The organism is Pseudomonas tumuqii (assembly GCF_013184545.1).
GTDB classification, from domain to species: domain Bacteria; phylum Pseudomonadota; class Gammaproteobacteria; order Pseudomonadales; family Pseudomonadaceae; genus Aquipseudomonas; species Aquipseudomonas tumuqii.
Genome location: NZ_JAAOJA010000004.1, coordinates 24044 through 42109 on the forward strand (window position 1 = coordinate 24044; position 18066 = coordinate 42109).

General features: G+C 65.2%; 19 protein-coding genes. 6 read left to right on the forward strand and 13 right to left on the reverse strand.

What is annotated here, in order from left to right; all coding sequences use genetic code 11:
• Nucleotides 1–8: 8 nt before the first annotated feature.
• The 3 genes from ispE to G9C89_RS09110 are packed head-to-tail and all read right to left on the reverse strand — an operon-like array spanning nt 9 to nt 3228.
• Nucleotides 9–884 (reverse strand): 4-(cytidine 5'-diphospho)-2-C-methyl-D-erythritol kinase, encoded by an 876-nt coding sequence (ispE, locus tag G9C89_RS09100; RefSeq protein ID WP_172147554.1) that lies wholly within the window; start codon nt 882–884, stop codon nt 9–11.
• Nucleotides 881–1498, reverse strand: coding sequence for a lipoprotein insertase outer membrane protein LolB (gene lolB, locus G9C89_RS09105; RefSeq protein ID WP_172147555.1), 618 nt, complete (start codon nt 1496–1498; stop codon nt 881–883). Before lolB ends, ispE begins: the two co-directional genes overlap by 4 nt.
• On the reverse strand, nt 1498–3228 hold the full coding sequence (locus G9C89_RS09110; RefSeq protein WP_172147556.1) for a tetratricopeptide repeat protein: 1731 nt from the start codon (nt 3226–3228) through the stop codon (nt 1498–1500). Before G9C89_RS09110 ends, lolB begins: the two co-directional genes overlap by 1 nt.
• 176 nt (nt 3229–3404) lie before the next feature.
• Here G9C89_RS09110 and hemA point away from each other — a divergent pair, with 176 nt between their 5' ends.
• From hemA to G9C89_RS09140, 6 genes are all read left to right on the forward strand, one after another.
• Complete coding sequence (hemA, locus tag G9C89_RS09115) at nt 3405–4685, forward strand: glutamyl-tRNA reductase (protein ID WP_172147557.1); 1281 nt, start codon at nt 3405–3407, stop codon at nt 4683–4685.
• Between the two features lie 9 nt (nt 4686–4694).
• A complete protein-coding gene (gene prfA / locus G9C89_RS09120) occupies nt 4695–5777 on the forward strand; it encodes a peptide chain release factor 1 (RefSeq protein WP_172147558.1) in 1083 nt (360 codons plus the stop codon).
• Nucleotides 5778–5910: 133 nt separating this feature from the next.
• On the forward strand, nt 5911–6756 hold the full coding sequence (gene prmC, locus G9C89_RS09125; RefSeq protein WP_172147559.1) for a peptide chain release factor N(5)-glutamine methyltransferase: 846 nt from the start codon (nt 5911–5913) through the stop codon (nt 6754–6756).
• A 19-nt stretch (nt 6757–6775) separates the two neighbouring features.
• Nucleotides 6776–7537, forward strand: a complete 762-nt coding sequence (locus tag G9C89_RS09130) for a molybdopterin-synthase adenylyltransferase MoeB (protein WP_172147891.1) — start codon at nt 6776–6778, stop codon at nt 7535–7537.
• The gene (gene murI / locus G9C89_RS09135; protein ID WP_315852807.1) at nt 7527–8315 is read left to right on the forward strand and encodes a glutamate racemase; all 789 of its coding nucleotides are present in this window, start codon (nt 7527–7529) and stop codon (nt 8313–8315) included. The genes G9C89_RS09130 and murI overlap by 11 nt, the downstream gene beginning before the upstream one ends.
• 114 nt (nt 8316–8429) lie before the next feature.
• On the forward strand, nt 8430–8942 hold the full coding sequence (locus G9C89_RS09140) for an acyloxyacyl hydrolase (protein ID WP_172147561.1): 513 nt from the start codon (nt 8430–8432) through the stop codon (nt 8940–8942).
• A gap of 59 nt (nt 8943–9001) precedes the next feature.
• Here the strand turns inward: G9C89_RS09140 and G9C89_RS09145 are convergent, their stop codons facing one another.
• The 10 genes from G9C89_RS09145 to G9C89_RS09190 form a co-directional block, all read right to left on the reverse strand.
• On the reverse strand, nt 9002–9319 hold the full coding sequence (locus G9C89_RS09145) for a YkgJ family cysteine cluster protein (protein WP_172147562.1): 318 nt from the start codon (nt 9317–9319) through the stop codon (nt 9002–9004).
• Between the two features lie 114 nt (nt 9320–9433).
• Nucleotides 9434–9961: a DUF2878 domain-containing protein gene (locus G9C89_RS09150; RefSeq protein WP_172147563.1), complete on the reverse strand. Its 528-nt coding sequence runs from the start codon at nt 9959–9961 to the stop codon at nt 9434–9436.
• Nucleotides 9954–11228 carry an SAM-dependent methyltransferase gene (locus G9C89_RS09155; protein ID WP_172147564.1) on the reverse strand — a complete coding sequence of 425 codons (1275 nt, stop codon included), beginning with the start codon at nt 11226–11228 and terminating at the stop codon, nt 9954–9956. Before G9C89_RS09155 ends, G9C89_RS09150 begins: the two co-directional genes overlap by 8 nt.
• Entirely contained in the window at nt 11215–12027 is an 813-nt protein-coding gene (locus G9C89_RS09160; RefSeq protein WP_172147565.1) for a DUF1365 domain-containing protein, read from the reverse strand. The genes G9C89_RS09155 and G9C89_RS09160 overlap by 14 nt, the downstream gene beginning before the upstream one ends.
• The gene (locus tag G9C89_RS09165) at nt 12027–13274 is read right to left on the reverse strand and encodes an NAD(P)/FAD-dependent oxidoreductase (RefSeq protein WP_172147566.1); all 1248 of its coding nucleotides are present in this window, start codon (nt 13272–13274) and stop codon (nt 12027–12029) included. The genes G9C89_RS09160 and G9C89_RS09165 overlap by 1 nt, the downstream gene beginning before the upstream one ends.
• Nucleotides 13271–14029 (reverse strand): SDR family NAD(P)-dependent oxidoreductase, encoded by a 759-nt coding sequence (locus tag G9C89_RS09170; RefSeq protein ID WP_172147567.1) that lies wholly within the window; start codon nt 14027–14029, stop codon nt 13271–13273. The genes G9C89_RS09165 and G9C89_RS09170 overlap by 4 nt, the downstream gene beginning before the upstream one ends.
• Nucleotides 14026–14448, reverse strand: coding sequence for a nuclear transport factor 2 family protein (locus tag G9C89_RS09175; protein ID WP_172147568.1), 423 nt, complete (start codon nt 14446–14448; stop codon nt 14026–14028). Before G9C89_RS09175 ends, G9C89_RS09170 begins: the two co-directional genes overlap by 4 nt.
• On the reverse strand, nt 14445–15893 hold the full coding sequence (gene phrB, locus G9C89_RS09180) for a deoxyribodipyrimidine photo-lyase (protein WP_172147569.1): 1449 nt from the start codon (nt 15891–15893) through the stop codon (nt 14445–14447). Before phrB ends, G9C89_RS09175 begins: the two co-directional genes overlap by 4 nt.
• Nucleotides 15890–16840 (reverse strand): MerR family transcriptional regulator, encoded by a 951-nt coding sequence (locus tag G9C89_RS09185; RefSeq protein WP_172147570.1) that lies wholly within the window; start codon nt 16838–16840, stop codon nt 15890–15892. The genes phrB and G9C89_RS09185 overlap by 4 nt, the downstream gene beginning before the upstream one ends.
• Before the next feature lie 2 nt (nt 16841–16842).
• Nucleotides 16843–17811 carry a YbgA family protein gene (locus G9C89_RS09190; protein ID WP_172147571.1) on the reverse strand — a complete coding sequence of 323 codons (969 nt, stop codon included), beginning with the start codon at nt 17809–17811 and terminating at the stop codon, nt 16843–16845.
• Nucleotides 17812–18066 lie beyond the last annotated feature (255 nt).

Here is an 18066-nt window from a genome sequence, read left to right on the forward strand (position 1 = left end):
CTACGCATTCACTTCTTTGCCAATACTTCAAGCTCGCGGTGCAACATCGAGATGTTACGACCTTGTGCCACAAAACTTGGCAGAGTGGCTGGAAGTTGGCGGGCGACTTTATCAGCATCGGCCCTGTTTGGGAAGCTCCCAAACACACAAGCTCCAGTCCCAGTCAGTTTTGCCGATACGAATTTGTTCAATAAGATCAGCGCGTTACGTACTTCTGGGTAACGCTTCTCGACGACTGGCTGGCAGTCATTACGACTACCCCCCTCAAGAAGGCTGCGAACTTTAATGGGCGGCGTATCCCGTGTCAACTCAGGGTCGGAGAAAACTTCCACAGTACTGACAAGGACTTGCGGAATTGCCACGAGAAACCAGGGCTCGCTGAGGGTCACTGGGGTGAGTTTTTCGCCAACGCCTTCGGCGAAGGCGGCGCGGCCGCGAACGAAAACCGGGACGTCGGCACCCAGGCTCAGGCCCAGGCCGGCCAGGCGATCTTCGTCCCAATGCAGTTGCCAGAGGTGGTTGAGGCCGAGCAGGGTGGTCGCCGCATCCGAGCTGCCGCCGCCGATCCCGCCGCCCATGGGCAGGCGCTTGGTCAGCCAGATGTCGGCGCCCAGTGCGCAGCCCGTCTGCTGTTGCAGGGCGCGAGCGGCGCGCACGATCAGGTTGCTGTCGTGGGCCACGCCGGGGATGTCGCTGTGCAGGCGGATGGCGCCGTCTGCGCGCAGGGCGAAACCCAGCTCGTCGCCAAAGTCGAGGAACTGGAACAGGGTCTGCAGCTCGTGGTAGCCGTCGGCGCGGCGGCCGAGGATATGCAGCATCAGGTTGAGTTTGGCCGGTGCCGGCAGCTTCAGTTCGGCGGCGGCGGGTATTGCCGACGGGGTCATTGGCCGAGCTGGCGCGGTTGCCAGTCCTTGATCACCAGGGTGACCTGCAAATCGTGACCGCTCAGCTTGAGGCGCTCGGGCAGCCAGTAGCCATCCTGCTCGGCGTAACGCAGGTACTCGACCTGCCAGCCGTCCTGGCTCAGTTGCGCCAGACGGCTGTCGCGGTCGAGGGTCAGGCGGCTTCTGCTGTCGGGCGCGGGCAGGCCGCGAATCCACCACAGCAGGTGCGAGACCGGCAGGTTGAGGCCCAGCTGTTGCTGCAGCAGTTGTTCGGGGGAGGCGGCCTGGTAGCGCCCCTGGTTGGCTACTTCAAGCTGGATGTCGCCTGGACGCCCGGTCAGGCGTGCAGCGCCACGGCCGAGCGGGCCGGACAGGCGAATGTCGTAATAGTCCTGGCGCTGCAGCCAGAACAGGGTGCCGCTGCCGGAGTCCTGTGCTGCGCGAATACCGACCTTGCCGCTGATTTGCCAGGCGTCGAGGCCGCCGATCTGTTGTTTATGGCTTTGCCAGAGCGCCGGGCTGCCTTCGCCCTCGAGGGATTCGCGGGAGGTCAGGCCGGCGCAGCCGGCGAGCAGGGCCAGCAGGCCGAGTACGAGGAGTTGCCGCACAAACATCAAAAGGTCTCTGATCCGGTCAGGCGCAGCAGGGTGCTGCGCAATAAAGTGCTGTCAGGCTGTTGTTTGAGGGCGTTGGCCCAGACCTTGCGCGCCTCGCGCTGCTTGCCCCGGGCCCAGAGTACTTCGCCGAGGTGGGCGGCGACTTCATGGTCGGGGAAGCGCGCCAGCGCCTGGCGCAGCAGGCGTTCGGCTTCGTCGAGATTGCCCAGTCGATAGTTGACCCAGCCGAGGCTGTCGAGAATCGCCGGGTCTTGCGGGTTGAGCTGCAGGGCTTGCTCGATCAGCTCCTTGGCTTCGTCGTAGCGCGTGGTGCGGTCGGCCAGGGTGTAGCCCAGCGCGTTGAGCGCCATGCTGTTGTCCGGTTCGCGTTCGAGAATGAAGCGCAGATCCTGCTCCAGCAGGTCCAGGTCGTCGCGTTTCTCGGCGAGCATGGCGCGGGTGTAGAGCAGGTTGAGGTCGTCGGGGAATTGCTCCAGCGCTTGCTGCACCACTTGCCAGGCTTGTTCGTGCTGGCTGTGGCTGGCCAGGGCTTCCGATTCGATCAGGTAGAGCTGGATGGCATAGTCGGGCTGCGCTGTACGGGCCTCGCTCAGGCGCTGCGCGGCTTCTGCCCCGCGCTTGCTGTCGAGCAGCAGTTGCGCCTGGCGCGCCTGGGCCGGGAGGAAATCATTGCCGGGGCCGACCAGTGCATATTCGATCAGGGCGCTGTCATTTTCGCCGAGGGCTTCATAGGCGCGGGCCAGGTTGTAGTGGGCGGCATCGACGTGGCTGTCACGTTCGATCAGCTCTTCGAGGTAGACGATGGCCTCGTGCCAGGCTTCGGCTTCCAGGCAGACCAGGGCGAGCGAGAAGCGCAGGTCGTCGTCCTGGGGGAACTGTTGCAGCAGCGAGGCGAACTCGCCTTTGGCGTCGTCCAGGCGATCCTGTTCGACCAGCAGGCGGGCATAGGTCAGGCGCAGGCGCTTGTCGTCGGGGTGCAGGCTGATGCCTTTTTCCAGCAGGGGCAAGGCTTCCTCGCCACGCTCGAGGCTTTGCAGCAGCCGTGCATGGAGCAGCAGAGGAGGGATTTCATCCTGGTTGGCCGATTGTGCTTCGAGCAGCTCGAGGGCTTCCTGCGGGCGATCGTCCTGCTGCAGGAGCAAGGCTTTGCCGAATAGCAGCTGGCCGTTGTCCGGGTACTTGCTCTGCAGGCGGTCGAAGCTTTGCAGCAGGCCGGCGCGGGTATCCGGGTCGGTTTCGAGGGCGGACAGGGCGAGGAAGTCGAAGTGGGTGCTGCCTTTGCGTTGCAGCGCCTGCTCCATGTAGGTCATGGACTCGTCATAACGGCCGGCGCGGGCCAGCTGAATGGCGGCGGCACGCTGGGCGTCGAGGTTGTCGGGGGCGTTTTTCGCCCAGATCAGCGAGGTATCCAGCGCCGCTTGCTCGGCGCCGAGGTATTCGGCAATCCGAAAGCCGCGCTCGGCCACACCGGCGTCCTGGGTCGCCTGGGCCTGCTGCACGTAGTTGCCGATGGCGATATCGAAGCGATTGCGTTGCCCGGCCAGTTCGGCGGTGAGCAAGGCGAGCAGGGTTTCCTGGCTGAACGAAGCATAGACTTCGGGCTTCGGCACTTCTGCTACAGCAGAGGCTTCTTCCACTGGCGGTACGCCGTCTGGCTCGGAGGAGGTAAATGTCTGGCAACCGCTTAACAAGGCAAGGGCGGCCAGCAACGCGAATGATCTATTCATAGAGAGAAGAGCGACTAACCTGCGGTCGGAGCATCATGACACAAGCCGTAGGGCAAGCCCATGGGGCGAGGCCTGATAGCTGATTGGTGACTACTTGAGACAATATTCGGCGGTGGTTGTTCTCACTCTGTCGAAGTAGGACAATTGCGCGCTTATCTTCCTGCCAGCGACTGTGCATGACCTTTATTGCCCTCGGGATCAACCATAAAACCGCTTCGGTGGCGGTACGCGAACGCGTGGCTTTTTCCCCGGAGCAGCTGGTCGAGGCCCTGCAGCAGCTCTGCCGGTGCACGGCCAGCCGCGAGGCGGCGATTCTGTCGACCTGCAACCGCAGCGAGCTGTACCTCGAACAGGACGTGCTGACCGTCGACGGGGTGCTGGTCTGGCTGGCCGAGTACCACAGGCTCAGCCTCGACGAGTTGCGCGCCTGTGCCTACGTGCTCGAGGACGATGCCGCGGTGCGCCACATGATGCGGGTGGCCTCGGGGCTGGACTCGATGGTGCTGGGCGAGCCGCAGATTCTCGGGCAGATGAAGTCCGCCTACGCCGTGGCGCGCGAGGCCGGCACCATTGGCCCGTTGCTCGGGCGCCTGTTCCAGGCCACCTTCAGCACCGCCAAGACCGTGCGCACCGATACCGCGATCGGCGAGAACCCGGTGTCGGTGGCGTTTGCCGCGGTGAGCCTGGCCAAGCAGATCTTCAGCGACCTGCACCGCAGCCAGGCCCTGCTGATCGGCGCCGGCGAGACCATCAGCCTGGTGGCGCGGCACCTGCACGAACAGGGGGTCAAGCGCATCGTCGTGGCCAATCGCACCCTGGAGCGGGCCAGCAGCCTGGCCGAGCAGTTCGGTGCCCATGCGGTGCTGCTCTCGGATATTCCCCAGGAGCTGGTGCACAGTGACATCGTCATCAGCTCGACTGCCAGCCAGTTGCCGATTCTCGGCAAGGGCGCGGTGGAAAGTGCGCTGAAACAGCGCCGGCACAAGCCGATCTTCATGGTTGACATCGCCGTGCCACGGGATATCGAGGCCGAGGTCGGCGAGCTCGACGATGTCTACCTGTACACCGTCGATGACCTGCACGAAGTGATCGCGGAGAACCTGAAAAGCCGCCAGGGCGCCGCACAGGCGGCCGAGGAGCTGGTCGCCGTGGGTGCCGAGACCTTCATGCTGCGCCTGCGCGAGCTGGCCGCGGTGGATGTGCTCAAGGCCTATCGCCAGCAGGGCGAGCGCCTGCGCGACGAAGAATTGGCCAAGGCCCTGCGCCTGCTCAATAACGGCAGTGCGGCCGAGGAGGTGCTGGTGCAACTGGCCCGCGGACTGACCAACAAGCTGCTGCATGCGCCTAGCGTGCAGCTGAAAAAACTCTCTGCCGACGGTCGCGTCGATGCGCTCGGCGTGGCCCAGGAACTCTTTGCCCTCGATGAGGGCGCGCCGTCCAGTTCGGTCAATAAATAAAGGCCTGCAATGAAAGCGTCACTGATCAACAAACTCGACATGCTGCAGGACCGCTTCGAAGAGCTGACTGCGCTGCTTGGCGATGCCGAAGTGATCGGCAATCAGAACCAGTTCCGGGCTTACTCCCGCGAATATGCCGAGATCGAGCCGGTTAACAGCACGTTTCGGGCGTTTCGAAAGGTGCAGGCCGATCTCGAGGGCGCCCAGGCGCTGCTCAAGGACAGCGACCCGGACATGCGTGCAATGGCCGAGGAAGAAGTTGCCGAGGCCAAAGAAAAGCTGATCGAACTGGAAGACAACCTGCAGCGCATGCTGTTGCCGAAAGACCCCAGCGACGGCCGCAACGTCTTTCTCGAAGTGCGCGCCGGCACCGGCGGCGACGAGGCGGCGATCTTCTCCGGCGACCTGTTCCGCATGTATTCGCGCTATGCCGAACGGCGCGGCTGGCGGGTTGAGATTCTCTCGGCCAGCGAAGGCGAGCACGGCGGCTACAAGGAAGTGATTGCCCGGGTCGAAGGCGACAATGTCTATGGCAAGCTCAAGTTCGAGTCCGGCGCCCACCGCGTCCAGCGGGTTCCGGAAACCGAATCCCAGGGCCGCATCCACACCTCGGCGTGCACCGTGGCTGTGTTGCCCGAACCGGATGAACAAGCGGCCATCGACATCAATCCGGCCGATTTGCGCATCGACACCTACCGCTCTTCCGGTGCCGGTGGTCAGCACGTCAACACCACCGACTCGGCGATCCGCATCACCCACATTCCCACCGGCACGGTGGTCGAATGTCAGGAAGAGCGCTCCCAGCACAAGAACCGTGCGCGGGCCATGGCCTGGTTGTCGGCCAAGTTGAAGGACCAGCAGGAGGCCGCCGCGCACAAGGAGATTTCCGACACGCGCAAATTGCTGGTGGGCTCCGGTGACCGTTCCGAGCGTATTCGCACCTACAACTTCCCCCAGGGCCGGGTCACCGATCATCGCATCAACCTGACCCTGTATTCGCTCAATGAAGTGCTGGCCGGTGGCGTCGACGCGGTGATCGAACCGCTGCTCGCCGAATACCAGGCCGACCAGTTGGCCGCGTTGGGCGATTGATGCAGGTTGGCTTTGCCCCGGATTGCATCCGGGCTACGGGGCGGGTTAGCTCTAGCTCCTGTAGGAGCGAGCTTGCTCGCGATGCTTGACGCTCTTTGATCGCCAGCAAGCTGGCTCCTACGAAAATGCAGCCATGGTCACCATCGAATCCTTGCTCAGCCACGCCGAACTGCCCGACTCGCCGACGCCGCGGCTGGATGCCGAGCTGTTGCTCGCCCATACCCTGTGCAAGTCGCGCAGCTACCTGCACACCTGGCCCGAGCGTGAGGTCAACGCCGAACAGGGCGCCCGCTTTGCCGCCGACCTGGCGCGGCGCAAGGCCGGCGAGCCGGTGGCGCATATTCTCGGCCGCCAGGGCTTCTGGAGCCTGGAGCTGGACGTCGCCGCGCACACCCTGATTCCCCGGCCGGACACCGAGTTGCTGGTGGAGACCGCATTGACCCTGCTGCCGGCCACGCCTGCGGCCGTGCTCGACCTAGGCACCGGCACCGGCGCGATTGCCCTGGCCCTGGCCAGCGAACGGCCGGCCTGGCAGGTCACAGGTGTCGATCGGGTACCGCAGGCGGTAGCCCTGGCCGAGCGCAACCGCGCGCGGCTCAAGCTGGCCAATGCGCGTTTCTGCGAGAGTCACTGGTTCGCGGCGCTGGCCGGCCAGCGTTATCGGCTGATCGTCAGCAACCCACCGTATATCGCCGCCGGCGATCATCATCTGGGCGAGGGCGATCTGCGCTTCGAGCCGAGCAGTGCGCTGGTTGCCGGGGTCGATGGACTGGACGATATTCGCCTGATCATCGAACAGGCGCCGGCCTATCTCGACGCGGCGGGCTGGCTGCTGCTGGAACACGGCTTCGACCAGGCCGCCGCGGTGCGCGAGCTGCTGGCCGCGCGCGGTTTCAGCGCGGTGCAGAGCCGTCGCGACCTGGGTGGTCACGAACGTATCAGTCTGGGATGCTTGCTTCAGGAACAGCCGCATGAGTGACACCATGAACCAACAGGACATGCTGAGTGACCAGGAACTGCTGCGCTACAGCCGGCAGATCCTGGTGCAACAGATCGATATCGATGGCCAGTTGCGCCTCAAGCGCAGCCGCGCGCTGATCGTCGGTCTCGGCGGGCTGGGCTCGCCGGTGGCGCTGTATCTGGCGGCGGCCGGGGTTGGCGAATTGCACCTGGCGGATTTCGACACGGTGGACCTGAGCAACCTGCAGCGACAGATCGTCCATGACACCCAGAGCATCGGCCAGAGCAAGGTCGACTCGGCCGCGCGACGCCTGCTGGCGATCAACCCACAGCTGCGCCTGCACAGCCATCGCCAGGCGCTGGACAGCGATTCCCTGGCCGCCGCCGTGGCGGCGGTGGATCTGGTGCTGGATTGCTCGGACAACTTCGCCACCCGCGTGGCGGTCAACGCCGCCTGCGTGGCGGCGCGCAAGCCGCTGGTCAGCGGCGCGGCGATTCGCCTGGAAGGGCAGCTCTCGGTGTTCGATCCACGGCGTGCCGACAGCCCCTGCTATCACTGCTTGTACGGCCACGGCAGCGAAGCCGAACTGACCTGCAGCGAGGCCGGCGTGGTCGGCCCGCTGGTGGGTTTGGTCGGTAGCCTGCAGGCCCTGGAAGCCCTGAAGCTGCTGGCGCAGTTCGGTGAGCCGCTGGTCGGTCGCTTGCTCCTGATCGATGCGCTGGGCTCGCGCTTTCGTGAGCTGCGGGTCAAGCGTGACCCGGCGTGCAGCGTCTGTGGCGGTGCCGGCCGTGAGCAATGACGCGCCAATCGGCGTGTTCGATTCCGGCGTCGGCGGTCTGTCGGTGCTGGGCGAGATTCGTGCGCTGCTGCCCAATGAATCGCTGCTCTATATAGCCGACAGCGGTCATGTGCCCTATGGCGAGAAGAGCCCGGAATTCATCCGCGAGCGCTGCCGGCTGCTGGCCGGGTTTCTCCTCGAGCAAGGCGCCAAGGCGCTGGTGCTGGCCTGCAATACCGCCACCGCGGCGGGCGTCGCCGAATTGCGCGAGCTGTACCCGCAGTTGCCGATCGTCGGCATGGAGCCGGCGGTCAAGCCGGCCGCTGCCGCGACCCGCTCGGGGGTGGTCGGCGTGCTGGCCACCACCGGTACCCTGAAGAGCGCCAAATTCGCCGCCTTGCTCGACCGCTTCGCCAGCGATGTGCGGGTGATTACCCAGCCGTGCCCGGGCCTGGTCGAACGTATCGAGGCCGGCGATCTGGATGGCGCGCAGACCCGCGACATGCTGCGTGGCTGGGTGCAGCCACTGCTGGCCGAGGGCTGCGACACGCTGATCCTCGGTTGTACCCATTACCCCTTTATCAAGCCATTGTTGCGCGAGCTGCTGCCTGCATCGGTCAGCCTGATCGACACCGGCGCGGCGGTGGCGCGGCAACTGCAGCGCAGGCTCGGCGAGCGCCAGTTGCTGGCCGGCGGGCCGGCGCAGGCGGCCCGCTTCTGGTCGAGCGCCGAACCGCTGCGCATGCAGGCGGTGTTACCCCTGTTGTGGGGTGAGTCGGCGCCGGTGCGACCGCTGTGATTGCGCCAGGACTGCACTTTTATGCATTGCTGGCCTTTCACTAGGAACAAAAATTTCTATACTTCCAGCAGCGAAGGGTGGAGCTCCCTCCACCGGGTGAAAAAGGATATTCCAATGACCAAGCTGTTTCCTGCGGCTGCGCTTGCAGCCTTGATCCTGGGGCCGGTTGGCACAGCGCAAGCCGCCGACGTGACCTTCGCCATCGGCCAGTCCGGCGACTCGACCATGGTCTATCGGCTGGGCACCCAGTTCGATTTCGGCACCTTGCTGACGCATGACATCGGGCGCCTGACCGGTTACTGGGATGCGGGGTATACCTACTGGGAAGGCGACGAGACGGCGAGCAACCACAGCCTGTCCTTCACGCCGGTGTTCGTCTACGAGTTTGCCGGCGACAGTGTGCGGCCCTATGTCGAAGCGGGTATCGGCCTGGCCGTCTTCAGCAGCACCGAGTTGGAGGACAACGATCTGGGTTCGTCCTTCCAGTTCGAAGATCGCCTCGGTTTCGGGCTGCGCTTTGCCGGTCAGGAAGTCGGTCTGCGGGCGTTGCATTACTCCAACGCCGGGCTGGAAAACCCGAACGACGGTGCCGAGGCCTATACCCTGCATTACCGTTTGAGTTTCTAGAGCGGGGCAAAGAAAAATCGGCCAGCTGGCCGATTTTTTGTTTCTGCAATAGGTCCGATTCAGCGATAGATGCTGGTCATGCCGCGGCGTTCGTCCAGGCATTCGGCCGAGGCAGTCTCGAATTCGCGGCAGATCAGCGGGCGCACCTCGTAGATGGTGCAACGCATGCTGTCGCGATCCAGCGCCGCACACCAGCCGTCGTCCAGACGATGCATGACTTCACCGCCCCAGTCGTCGGTGGCGATGAAGCGTGGCGGCACCCCGGTGTCGGTGATCAGCATCACTTCCAGCTGGCAACAGCAGGCGGCGCAGTTGCTGCAACTGACGGCGGTTTCGCTGGGCAATTGGCTGAGGGGAATCTGGGTTGGCTCGGTCATAGCGGTGCAGTGTACGCCAGGCGCGGGGCCGAATTGCATCCGGCCGACCAAAGCAGCTTGTAGGGCGCGCCCTGCGCGCCGATGAATACACAAGCCTGATTCAGCTCGCGCCGCCTAGGTCGATTGGCGTGCGCGCACGCTTTGTTCATATTGGTTGCGGTAGAGCTTGGCGAACCCATGCAGCACGGGCAGCACCAGGGCCCAGAGCACGGCGAGCAGGAGCAGGGTCGGCCAGGTGCCGTAAGGCAGGCCGACCCCGGCGATCTGCGCGCCGACATAGTAGGACAGCGGGCCGGCGCAGGCCCCGAGCAGGCTGGCGCGCCACCAGGGCCGGGCGCTCCAGGCCAGGCAGTGGTTGAGCGTGGTGGCCAGCAGCAGCCAGAGCAGGGCCAGCCACAGCGGGATCAGGTTGCGCGGCTCGCCGAAGTCGAATACCCCGAGGTTGAGCAGGAAGCTGTCCAGGGCGCTGCCGGCGAGAAATACGCTGATCAGCAGTTTGCCCTCGGCGCTCCAGTTGCTGACCCACAGCAGGTGCACCGCCACTGCCGCCGCGACCAGCAGCAGCCACAGGCTGTCGCCGCTGAATACGCAGGCGAACCAGCCGAGCTGAAAGAGGAGGGCGTTGGCGATCAGTTTAGGCATCGAAGTTTCCTAGCAGGGGTTGCGGTTGCGCCGCCGGCTTGGCCAGCAGTAATTGCGCGGTGCCGATGGTGCGCTCGATGAAGCCGCCCTCGCAATAGCACAGGTAGAACTCCCAGAGCCGATAGAAGTGTTCGTCGTAGCCCAGTTGTTCGAGCTTGTGCCGGGCCTGCTGCAGGTTGGCGTGCCACAGGCGCAGGGTGCGCGCGTAATGCTGGCCGAAATCTTCCATGTGGTGCAGGTTCATGTCGGTCTTGGCGGTGATGATTTCCAGCATCTTGTGCAGCGAGGGCAGCGCGCCGCCGGGGAAGATATAGCGCTGGATGAAGTCGACACTGCGCTTGGCCTGCTCGTAGCGCTGGTCGCGGATGGTGATGGCTTGCAGCAGCATCAGTCCGTCATCTTTCAGCAGCTGCGCGCATTGCTTGAAGTAGGTCGGCAGGAAGCGATGGCCGACGGCTTCGATCATTTCGATCGACACCAGCTTGTCGTACTGGCCCTGCAGGTCGCGGTAGTCCTCCAGCAGCAGGGTGATGCGATCGCCCAGGCCGAGTTCGGCAATGCGCCGCTCTGTGTAGGCGTACTGCTCCCGCGACAGGGTGGTGGTGGTCACCCGGCAACCGTACCGGGTGGCGGCATGGATGGCCATGCTGCCCCAGCCGGTGCCGATTTCCAGCAGGTGATCGCTGGGTTTGAGCGCGAGTTTCTGGCAGATGCGTTCGAGCTTGTGCAGTTGCGCCTGCTCCAGGCTGTCGTCCGGGCGCGCAAACATGGCGGCGGAGTACATCATGGTCGGGTCGAGCAACTGCTCGAACAGCGGGTTGCCGAGGTCATAGTGAGCGGCGATATTCCTGCGCGAGCCCTTGCGGGTATTGCGATTGAGCCAGTGCAGGCTCTGCACGAAAGGGCGGCCAAGCCGAGCCAGGCCGCGCTCCATGGCGTCCAGCAGTGCCAGGTTGCCGGCGAACACGCGAATCACCGCGGTGAGGTCGGGGGAACTCCAGTAGCCGTGGATATAGGCCTCGCCCGCGCCGATCGAGCCGTTGCCGGCGACCAGGCCCCAGAGTGCGCCGTCCAGCACCCGGATCTCGGCGCGCAGACTGGCATTGGCATCGCCGAATTCGAGAAAGTCATCGCCGTCGATGAGCCGCAGGTGACCGTGGCGCAACTGGCCCAGTTGGCGCAGGACGGCGCGACGCAGCAGGCTGGCGCCAATGCCGCTGCCGACACGCAGCGAGGTTTTCGCGGATGACAGGCTAGAGCTTTTCATGGGGCACGTCCTTCGACACTGGGCGCGCGACGCGGAATTGACCTTGCGCGGCGCGATGGCTGAATAGGGGGATGCGCTTGAGCAGCAGGCGCAGGGCTTGCCAGTAGATGGCCGCGACTGTCTTGCCGGTCATCCAGGGAAAACTGCGCAGGTAGGCGTGCAGGCTGGCGCGGTCGAGTGGGCTGCGGTGCAGGCTGATGCTTGCGTCGAAGACCTTGGTCGCGCCCTGGCCGTCGGTCAGCCAGTCGGCCATGTGGATGCCCAGGCGTGCGCCGGCGGGGCTGAAGGCCATGCGGTATTCCAGTTCGCGCGGCAGAAAGGGCGAGACATGCAAGGCCTTGGCCACGGCGAAGTGCTGATGGCCGTCGCCGTCTGACGGCAGCACATAGTGATAGCGCTCGCGCCAGGGGGTATTGCTCACCTCGCAGAGGATCGCGGCGAGGCTGCCGTCGGCGTCATGGCAGTAGAAGAAATTCACCGGATTGAAGGCCAGGCCCCAGCTGCGCGGCTGGGTCAGCAGGCAGATCGAGCCCAGCGGCCTGTGACCGAGGGCGGCGCCGACCCGCTGGCGCACGGCATCGCTCAGGCGGATCCCGGCGCGGGTGAATTGCGGCAGGTAGTCGGTTTCGCGAAAGGCGAAAGGCGCCCAGCGGCCATTGCCGGCCAGGGGCGAGAGGTCGAACAGCTGCTGCTGCTCGTCCAGGTCCAGGTAGAGCAGGCCCATGCGGTAGCGGAAGGCGTGGGCTTTGGGGGCGAAGCGCCGGTGCTGCACCCAGCCGCTGTACAGGGCGCTGTTCATCACAGCTCCTCGCCGAAGGCGCGCGCCACGCGCAGGGCGCTGACCACGCCATCTTCATGGAAGCCGTTGGCCCAGTAGGCACCGCAGAAATAGCTGTGCCGGGCGCCGAGCAGTTCTTCCCAGCGTGCCTGCGCGGCCATGCCGGCCAGGCTGTATTGCGGGTGAGCGTAGCGGTAGCGCGCGAGGATCTTGCTCGGGTCGATCAGCGCCGTCTGATTGAGGCTGACGCAGAAGGTGGTGTCGCTTTGAATGCCCTGGAGGATGTTCATGTTGTAGGTCACCGCGGCGGGCTGATTGACCGGCCCGCCCAGACGATAGTTCCAGCTGGCCCAGGCCAGGGGGCGTTTGGGCAGCAGGCGGGTGTCGCTGTGCAGCACCACATCGTTGTCGGCATAGGGCAGGGCTGCGAGGATTTCCTGCTCGGCCGGCGAGGGTTGGGCGAGCAGCCTGAGCGCCTGGTCGCTGTGGCAGGCGAACACCACCTTGTCGAAACGCTGGCGGCTGGCGCGGGTATGCAGGCTGACGCCGTGCTCGTCGCGCTCGACCCGTAGCACCGGACAGTTCAGGCGAATGTGCTGCTTGAACGAGGAGCACAAGGGCGCCACATAGCTGCGCGAACCGCCCTCGACCACGCACCACTGCGGGCGCTCGCTGACCGACAACAGGCCGTGATTGTTGAAGAAACGCAGGAAGAATTGCAGGGGGAAACCGAGCATGTCGGCCAGCGACATCGACCAGATCGCCGCGCCCATCGGCACTATGTAGTGCTGGATGAAGCGCTCGCCGTAGCCGCGCTGCTCGAGGTAGCCGCCGAGGCTGGTGACGGCATCGATGCGCTGGTGCTGCAGGTCGTCCAGCGCCTCGCGGTTGAAGCGCAGGATGTCGCGCAGCATGCCGATGAACTTCGGCGACAGCAGGTTGCTGCGTTGGGCGAACAGGCTGTTGAGGCTGTGGCCGTTGTACTCCACGCCGCTGAGCGGATCGCTCACCGAGAAGCTCATCTCGCTGGGTTTGTAGCCGACGCCGAGCTGGCCGAGCAGGCGGATGAAGTTCGGGTAGGTCCAGTCGTTGAACACGATGAAGCCGGTGTCGATTGCGTACGGACGGCCGTCGACTTCGATGTCCACCGTATGGGTATGTCCGCCGACCCAGTCGCCGGCCTCGAACACTGTGATCGCATGGTTGCGATTGAGCAGGTAGGCGCTGGTCAAGCCGGCGATACCACTGCCGATAATGGCGATTTTCATGCGTGGTCCTTGGCAGTACGGGCCATGCGCGTGCCGATGGCCACTTGCAGGCGTTTGGGCAGATGGGCCAGCAGCCGCAGGATGGCGATGAAGGGGCCGGGAAACGCGATCTCGAACGGGCGCTGCTCCAGCCGCTCGGCGATATGCCGGGCGGCCTTGTCCACCGGCCAGCGCATCGGCATGGGGAAATCATTCTTCTGCGTCAGCGGGGTGTCGACGAAGCCGGGGCTGACCAGGGTGACGGCGATGCCCTCGGCCGCCAGGTCGAGGCGCAGCGCTTCCAGCAGGTAGCGCATGCCGGCCTTCGAGGCGCCATAGGCCTCGGCGCGCGGCAGCGGCAGGTAGGTCACCGCGCTGCCGATGCCGACCAGATGCGGCTCATGGCCCAGGCGCAGCAGCGGCAGCGCCGCTTCGATGCAGTAGCTGGCGGAGAACAGATTGGCGCGCACCACCCGTTCGATCATTGCGGCCTCGAAGCTCTGCACCTCGACGTACTCGCAGGTGCCGGCATTCAGGATCACGCTGTCCAGCGCCCCCCATACCTGAGCGATGCGCTCGCCAATCGCCCGTACCTGAGTGGCGTCGCCGAGATCGCCGGCGGCGACCAGCACCTGTTCCGGGTAGCGCTCGGCCAGGGCGTGCAAGGGTTTGGCCGTGCGCGCACTGAGCGCCAGGCGATGGCCGCGTTGCAGCAGCAGTTCGGCCAGGGCCGCGCCGATACCACTGCTGGCGCCGGTGAGCCAGATGCGTTTCATGCCAGTCTCCTTTTCAGCCAGCGGATGGCCTGGCCGAGTAGAGGCAGATGCTCGTAGAGCAGGCCGCCGGCATCGAAGAAATCGCGGTGCTGATGAACCTTGTCGGTCCACAGCAGGTGCGAGCAGCCTTCCACGCGGATCAGTTGGCCGGCGGCCAGGCGCGGGTGGCGGTAGCTCATGGTCCAGCGCAGGTAGCCTTCGCCCGGGCGCACCTGATCGAAGCCGTAGAAATCGAAGCGCAGCTCGCTGACGTTGGCGTACAGCTCGGCGAAATAGCGCTGCAGGTTGGCCAGCCCGCGCACCTCGTGCAGGGGGTCGCGCAGCAGCGCATCGTCGCTGTACAACTCACCGAGGCGCTCGAGGTTGTCCTTGTTCAGGGCCGCGAAGGAGTGGGCGAACTGACGCAGGAAATCGCTCATGCCTGCGTCTCCGGTGCCAGCTGCGGCAGGCGCTTGAAGGCGGCCAGGGCGCGTGCGCGGCTGCTGCCGAGGTCGACCATCGGCCGCGGGTAATCCGCTACGCCGAACAGGCCGCCGATGGCCGCCGGGTTGTGGATGTCCTGGTTGTTCAAGCCGCTCAGCTCGGGCAGCCAGTGGCGGATGAAGCGGCCGTCCGGGTCGAAGCGCTGCGATTGGCTGAGTGGGTTGAAGATGCGGAAGTAGGGTGCCGCGTCGGTGCCAGTGGAGGCACTCCACTGCCAGCCGCCATTGTTGGCCGCCAGGTCGCCGTCGATCAGGTGGCGCATGAAGAAGCGCTCGCCTTCGCGCCAGTCGATCAGCAGGTTCTTGGTCAGGAACATCGCCACGACCATGCGCAGGCGGTTGTGCATCCAGCCGGTGGCGAGCAGCTGGCGCATTGCCGCATCGATCAGCGGAAAACCCGTGCGGCCTTGTTGCCAGGCGGCCAGTTCGTCCGGCGCCTGGCGCCAGGCCAGGACGTCGGTGTCCGGGCGAAAGGCGCGGTGCATGGAGACGCGCGGGTAGCCGACCAGGATGTGCTTGTAGAACTCGCGCCAGAGCAGTTCGTTGATCCAGGTGACGATGCCGCTGTTGCCGCTGTCGAACTCGCCCCGGTTGGCGTGCAGAGCGGCGTGCAGGCATTGGCGGGGCGACAGCACGCCGGCGGCGAGGTAGGCGGACAAGCGGCTGGTGCCGGGTTTGCCCGGCAAGTCGCGCTCGCTCTGGTAGTCGTTGATCTGCTCGTCGGCGAAGGCCTGCAAGCGTCTGTGGGCTTCCTGCTCGCCAGCCGGCCAGAGCTGGCGCAGGCTGGCGGCCGGTGGGGCAAAGCCCGCCACCGCGTCGGCAATCGGGTCACTGGCGATAGGCAGCGGCGCCTGCGCGGCCGGGCGCTTGACCTGCGCGGGCAGGGCGCTGTGCAGGCGCTGGTAGCAGACCTTGCGGAACTGGCTGTAGACCTGGAAGTAGCCGCCGGACTTGGTCAGCACGCTGCCGGGCCTGAACAATAGTTGATCGAGGTGGCTGCGGAAGTTGATCCCAAGCGCGTCCAGTGCCTGGGCCACGGCCTGGTCGCGGCGACTCTCGTGGACGCCGTATTCCTCGTTGACCTGAACGCTGCCAATCTGCAATTGCTGGCAGAGTTCGGCGATCACCCGCGGCGCTTCGCTCCAGTGGTCGGCCTGACGCACCAGCAGGGGCACGTTGAGGGCGCCCAGTTCGCGGCTCACCTCACTCAGGTTGCGCAGCCAGAAATCGACCTTGCTCGGCGCATCGTCATGGGCTTGCCATTGCCTGGGGCTGAGCAGGAACAGGGCGACCGTCGGCCCGGCCGCCATGGCGGCGGCCAGGGCGCTGTTGTCGTGCACGCGCAGGTCGGTGCGCAGCCATAGCAGTTGTGGCGTGGTCATTGGCGATCCAGCAGGTTGCGAGTGGAAAGAATGTGCAGGGCGCTCAGCGGGTCTGGCGCCATGTCCAGCGCGCTGTCCTGCCGCGCCAGGGCCTGCAGTTCTTGGTGGTGGATGTGCGCCGCCGGGCCAATGACCAGGCACGGGCAGGCGTAACCCGCCTGCAGGCGCGGCCAATGCGCGCTGTGCAGCGCCTGGCTGGAATAGAGCAGCAGCGCCTTGGGCTGGATGTGCTCGATCACCATGGCCAGCTCCGCCGGTGGCACTGGCCAATCGAAGACCTCCACCGCCGAGCCGGCGCTGCTGGCCAGCCAGGCGGTGAGCCACAGCCCCGGCTCCATCGGCAAGTCGGAAAGATTGATCAGCAGCAGCGGCGCGCCGCCCTGCTGGCGGTTGTGGTGGTAGAGCCGCGCGCCGAGCTTGCTGCGCAGCCAGGAATAGAAGAACACCCGCTCGGCCTGGGCGCCGAACTGACCGCGCCAGCGCAGTTCCAGCGCTTCGAGCAGGGGCAGCAGCAGCTGTTTGCACAGGGTGTGCGGCGGGTAGAGCGCCAGCTCGCTGTTGAAGCATTCGTCCAGGCGCCGTTCGGCCAGGTTGCAGATGGCTTCCTGCAGGCGCTGGCATTTCTCGTCCCATTGCGAGGTGGCCTCGGCAAATGCTGGCTGATTGGCGCGCAGCAGGCCCTTGACCTGGCCAACCGAGACGCCTCGATTGAGCCAGGTGAGGATGGTCTGGACCTGTGCCACATGATCGACCGAGTACAGGCGGTGCCCCTTGGGCGTGCGGTGCGGCACGATCAGACCATAGCGGCGTTCCCAGGCACGCAGGGTCACGGCGTTCACGCCGGTAAGCCGGGCGACGTCGCGAATCGGCAGGAAGCCCTTGGCCAGTGCCTGCTGGTAGTCGTCGCCGGCAGCTGCGGGCGAGTCGCTCTGCGTGAGGTCATCCATGCTCAGAGGGCATTACGCAGGCTGAGGTTTTCTGGATGGGGCTGCAGGTAAACCTGGGTGGCCACGTAGCTGTCCGGGTGGCGACGCAAGTGATGCTTGAGCAGGGTCAGAGGCACCACCAGCGGCACGATGCCGTTGCGGTACTGGCCGATCAGCTGCTGCATTTCCTGGCGGTCTGCGCTGCTCAGGGCTTGCTTGAGGTAACCGCTGAGGTGCTGCAGCGTGTTGCTGTGGGTGCGCCGGGTCGCGCACTGCTTCAATGCCGCCATCAGCTCGCTGAAGTAGCGCGGCGCCAATTCCTGCAGATCATGCTGGTGCAGGTTGCCGAGCAGGCGGCCGAGCGCCTTGTATTGCAGGGGATGGGTGGCCATCAGCAGGTATTTGTAGCGCGAGTGGAAGTTCAGCAGGGTCTTGCGGGTCATGCCGTCGCGCAGCAGTTGTTGCCATTGCGCGTAGGCGAACACGCGAGTGATGAAGTTCTCGCGCAGGATGGGATCGTTGAGCCGGCCATCCTCCTCCACCGGCAGATCCGGGCGGCGGGCACAGAATGCCGCGGCGTAGATGCCGCGGCCCTTGGGTTCGCTGGGACGGCCGTTGTCCTGGTAGATCTTGACCCGCTCCAGGCCACAGGACGGCGATTGCTGCATGAAGATGTAGCCGCAGATATCGTCCAGCGTTCCCGCCATCTGGACGCCGTAGGTGGCCAGCGCTTCAGTGTGGTCGCGCTCACGCTGCACGCTACCCACTGCACGGGGCGCTGCGGGGTCACCGACCAGGCGGATGGGTTCGCGCGGGGTACCCAGGCCAATCGTCACCTCGGGGCACAGGGGGACGAAATTGAAATACTCGCTGAGGGTGCGGCTGCACAGCCGTGATTCCTTGTGACCGCCGTTGTAGCGCACTTCAGCACCCAGCAGGCAGGCGCTGATGGCGAGTTTGGGTTTGCTGGCGGCGACTGGGAGCGGGTTCATGGCACAACCTCTGATGAGTACTTGTACATAAAATTATTAATGTACAACTTGTGTTCATCATAGGGTCGCAATTGTACAAGTAAAACATTTTGTACAAGTACTGCATCGGTTTTTCGTGGCGAGTGGCGATCGCCACGTTGCGCGATGTCGGCGGTTCGCTGGCATGGGGATGGAAGAGAAGGGGGCGACTAGTGGTGTTCGGCGGGGGGGGGCTTGTGCTTACCTGCCGCGGCAGCAGGCTGATCGAGGCTGTGC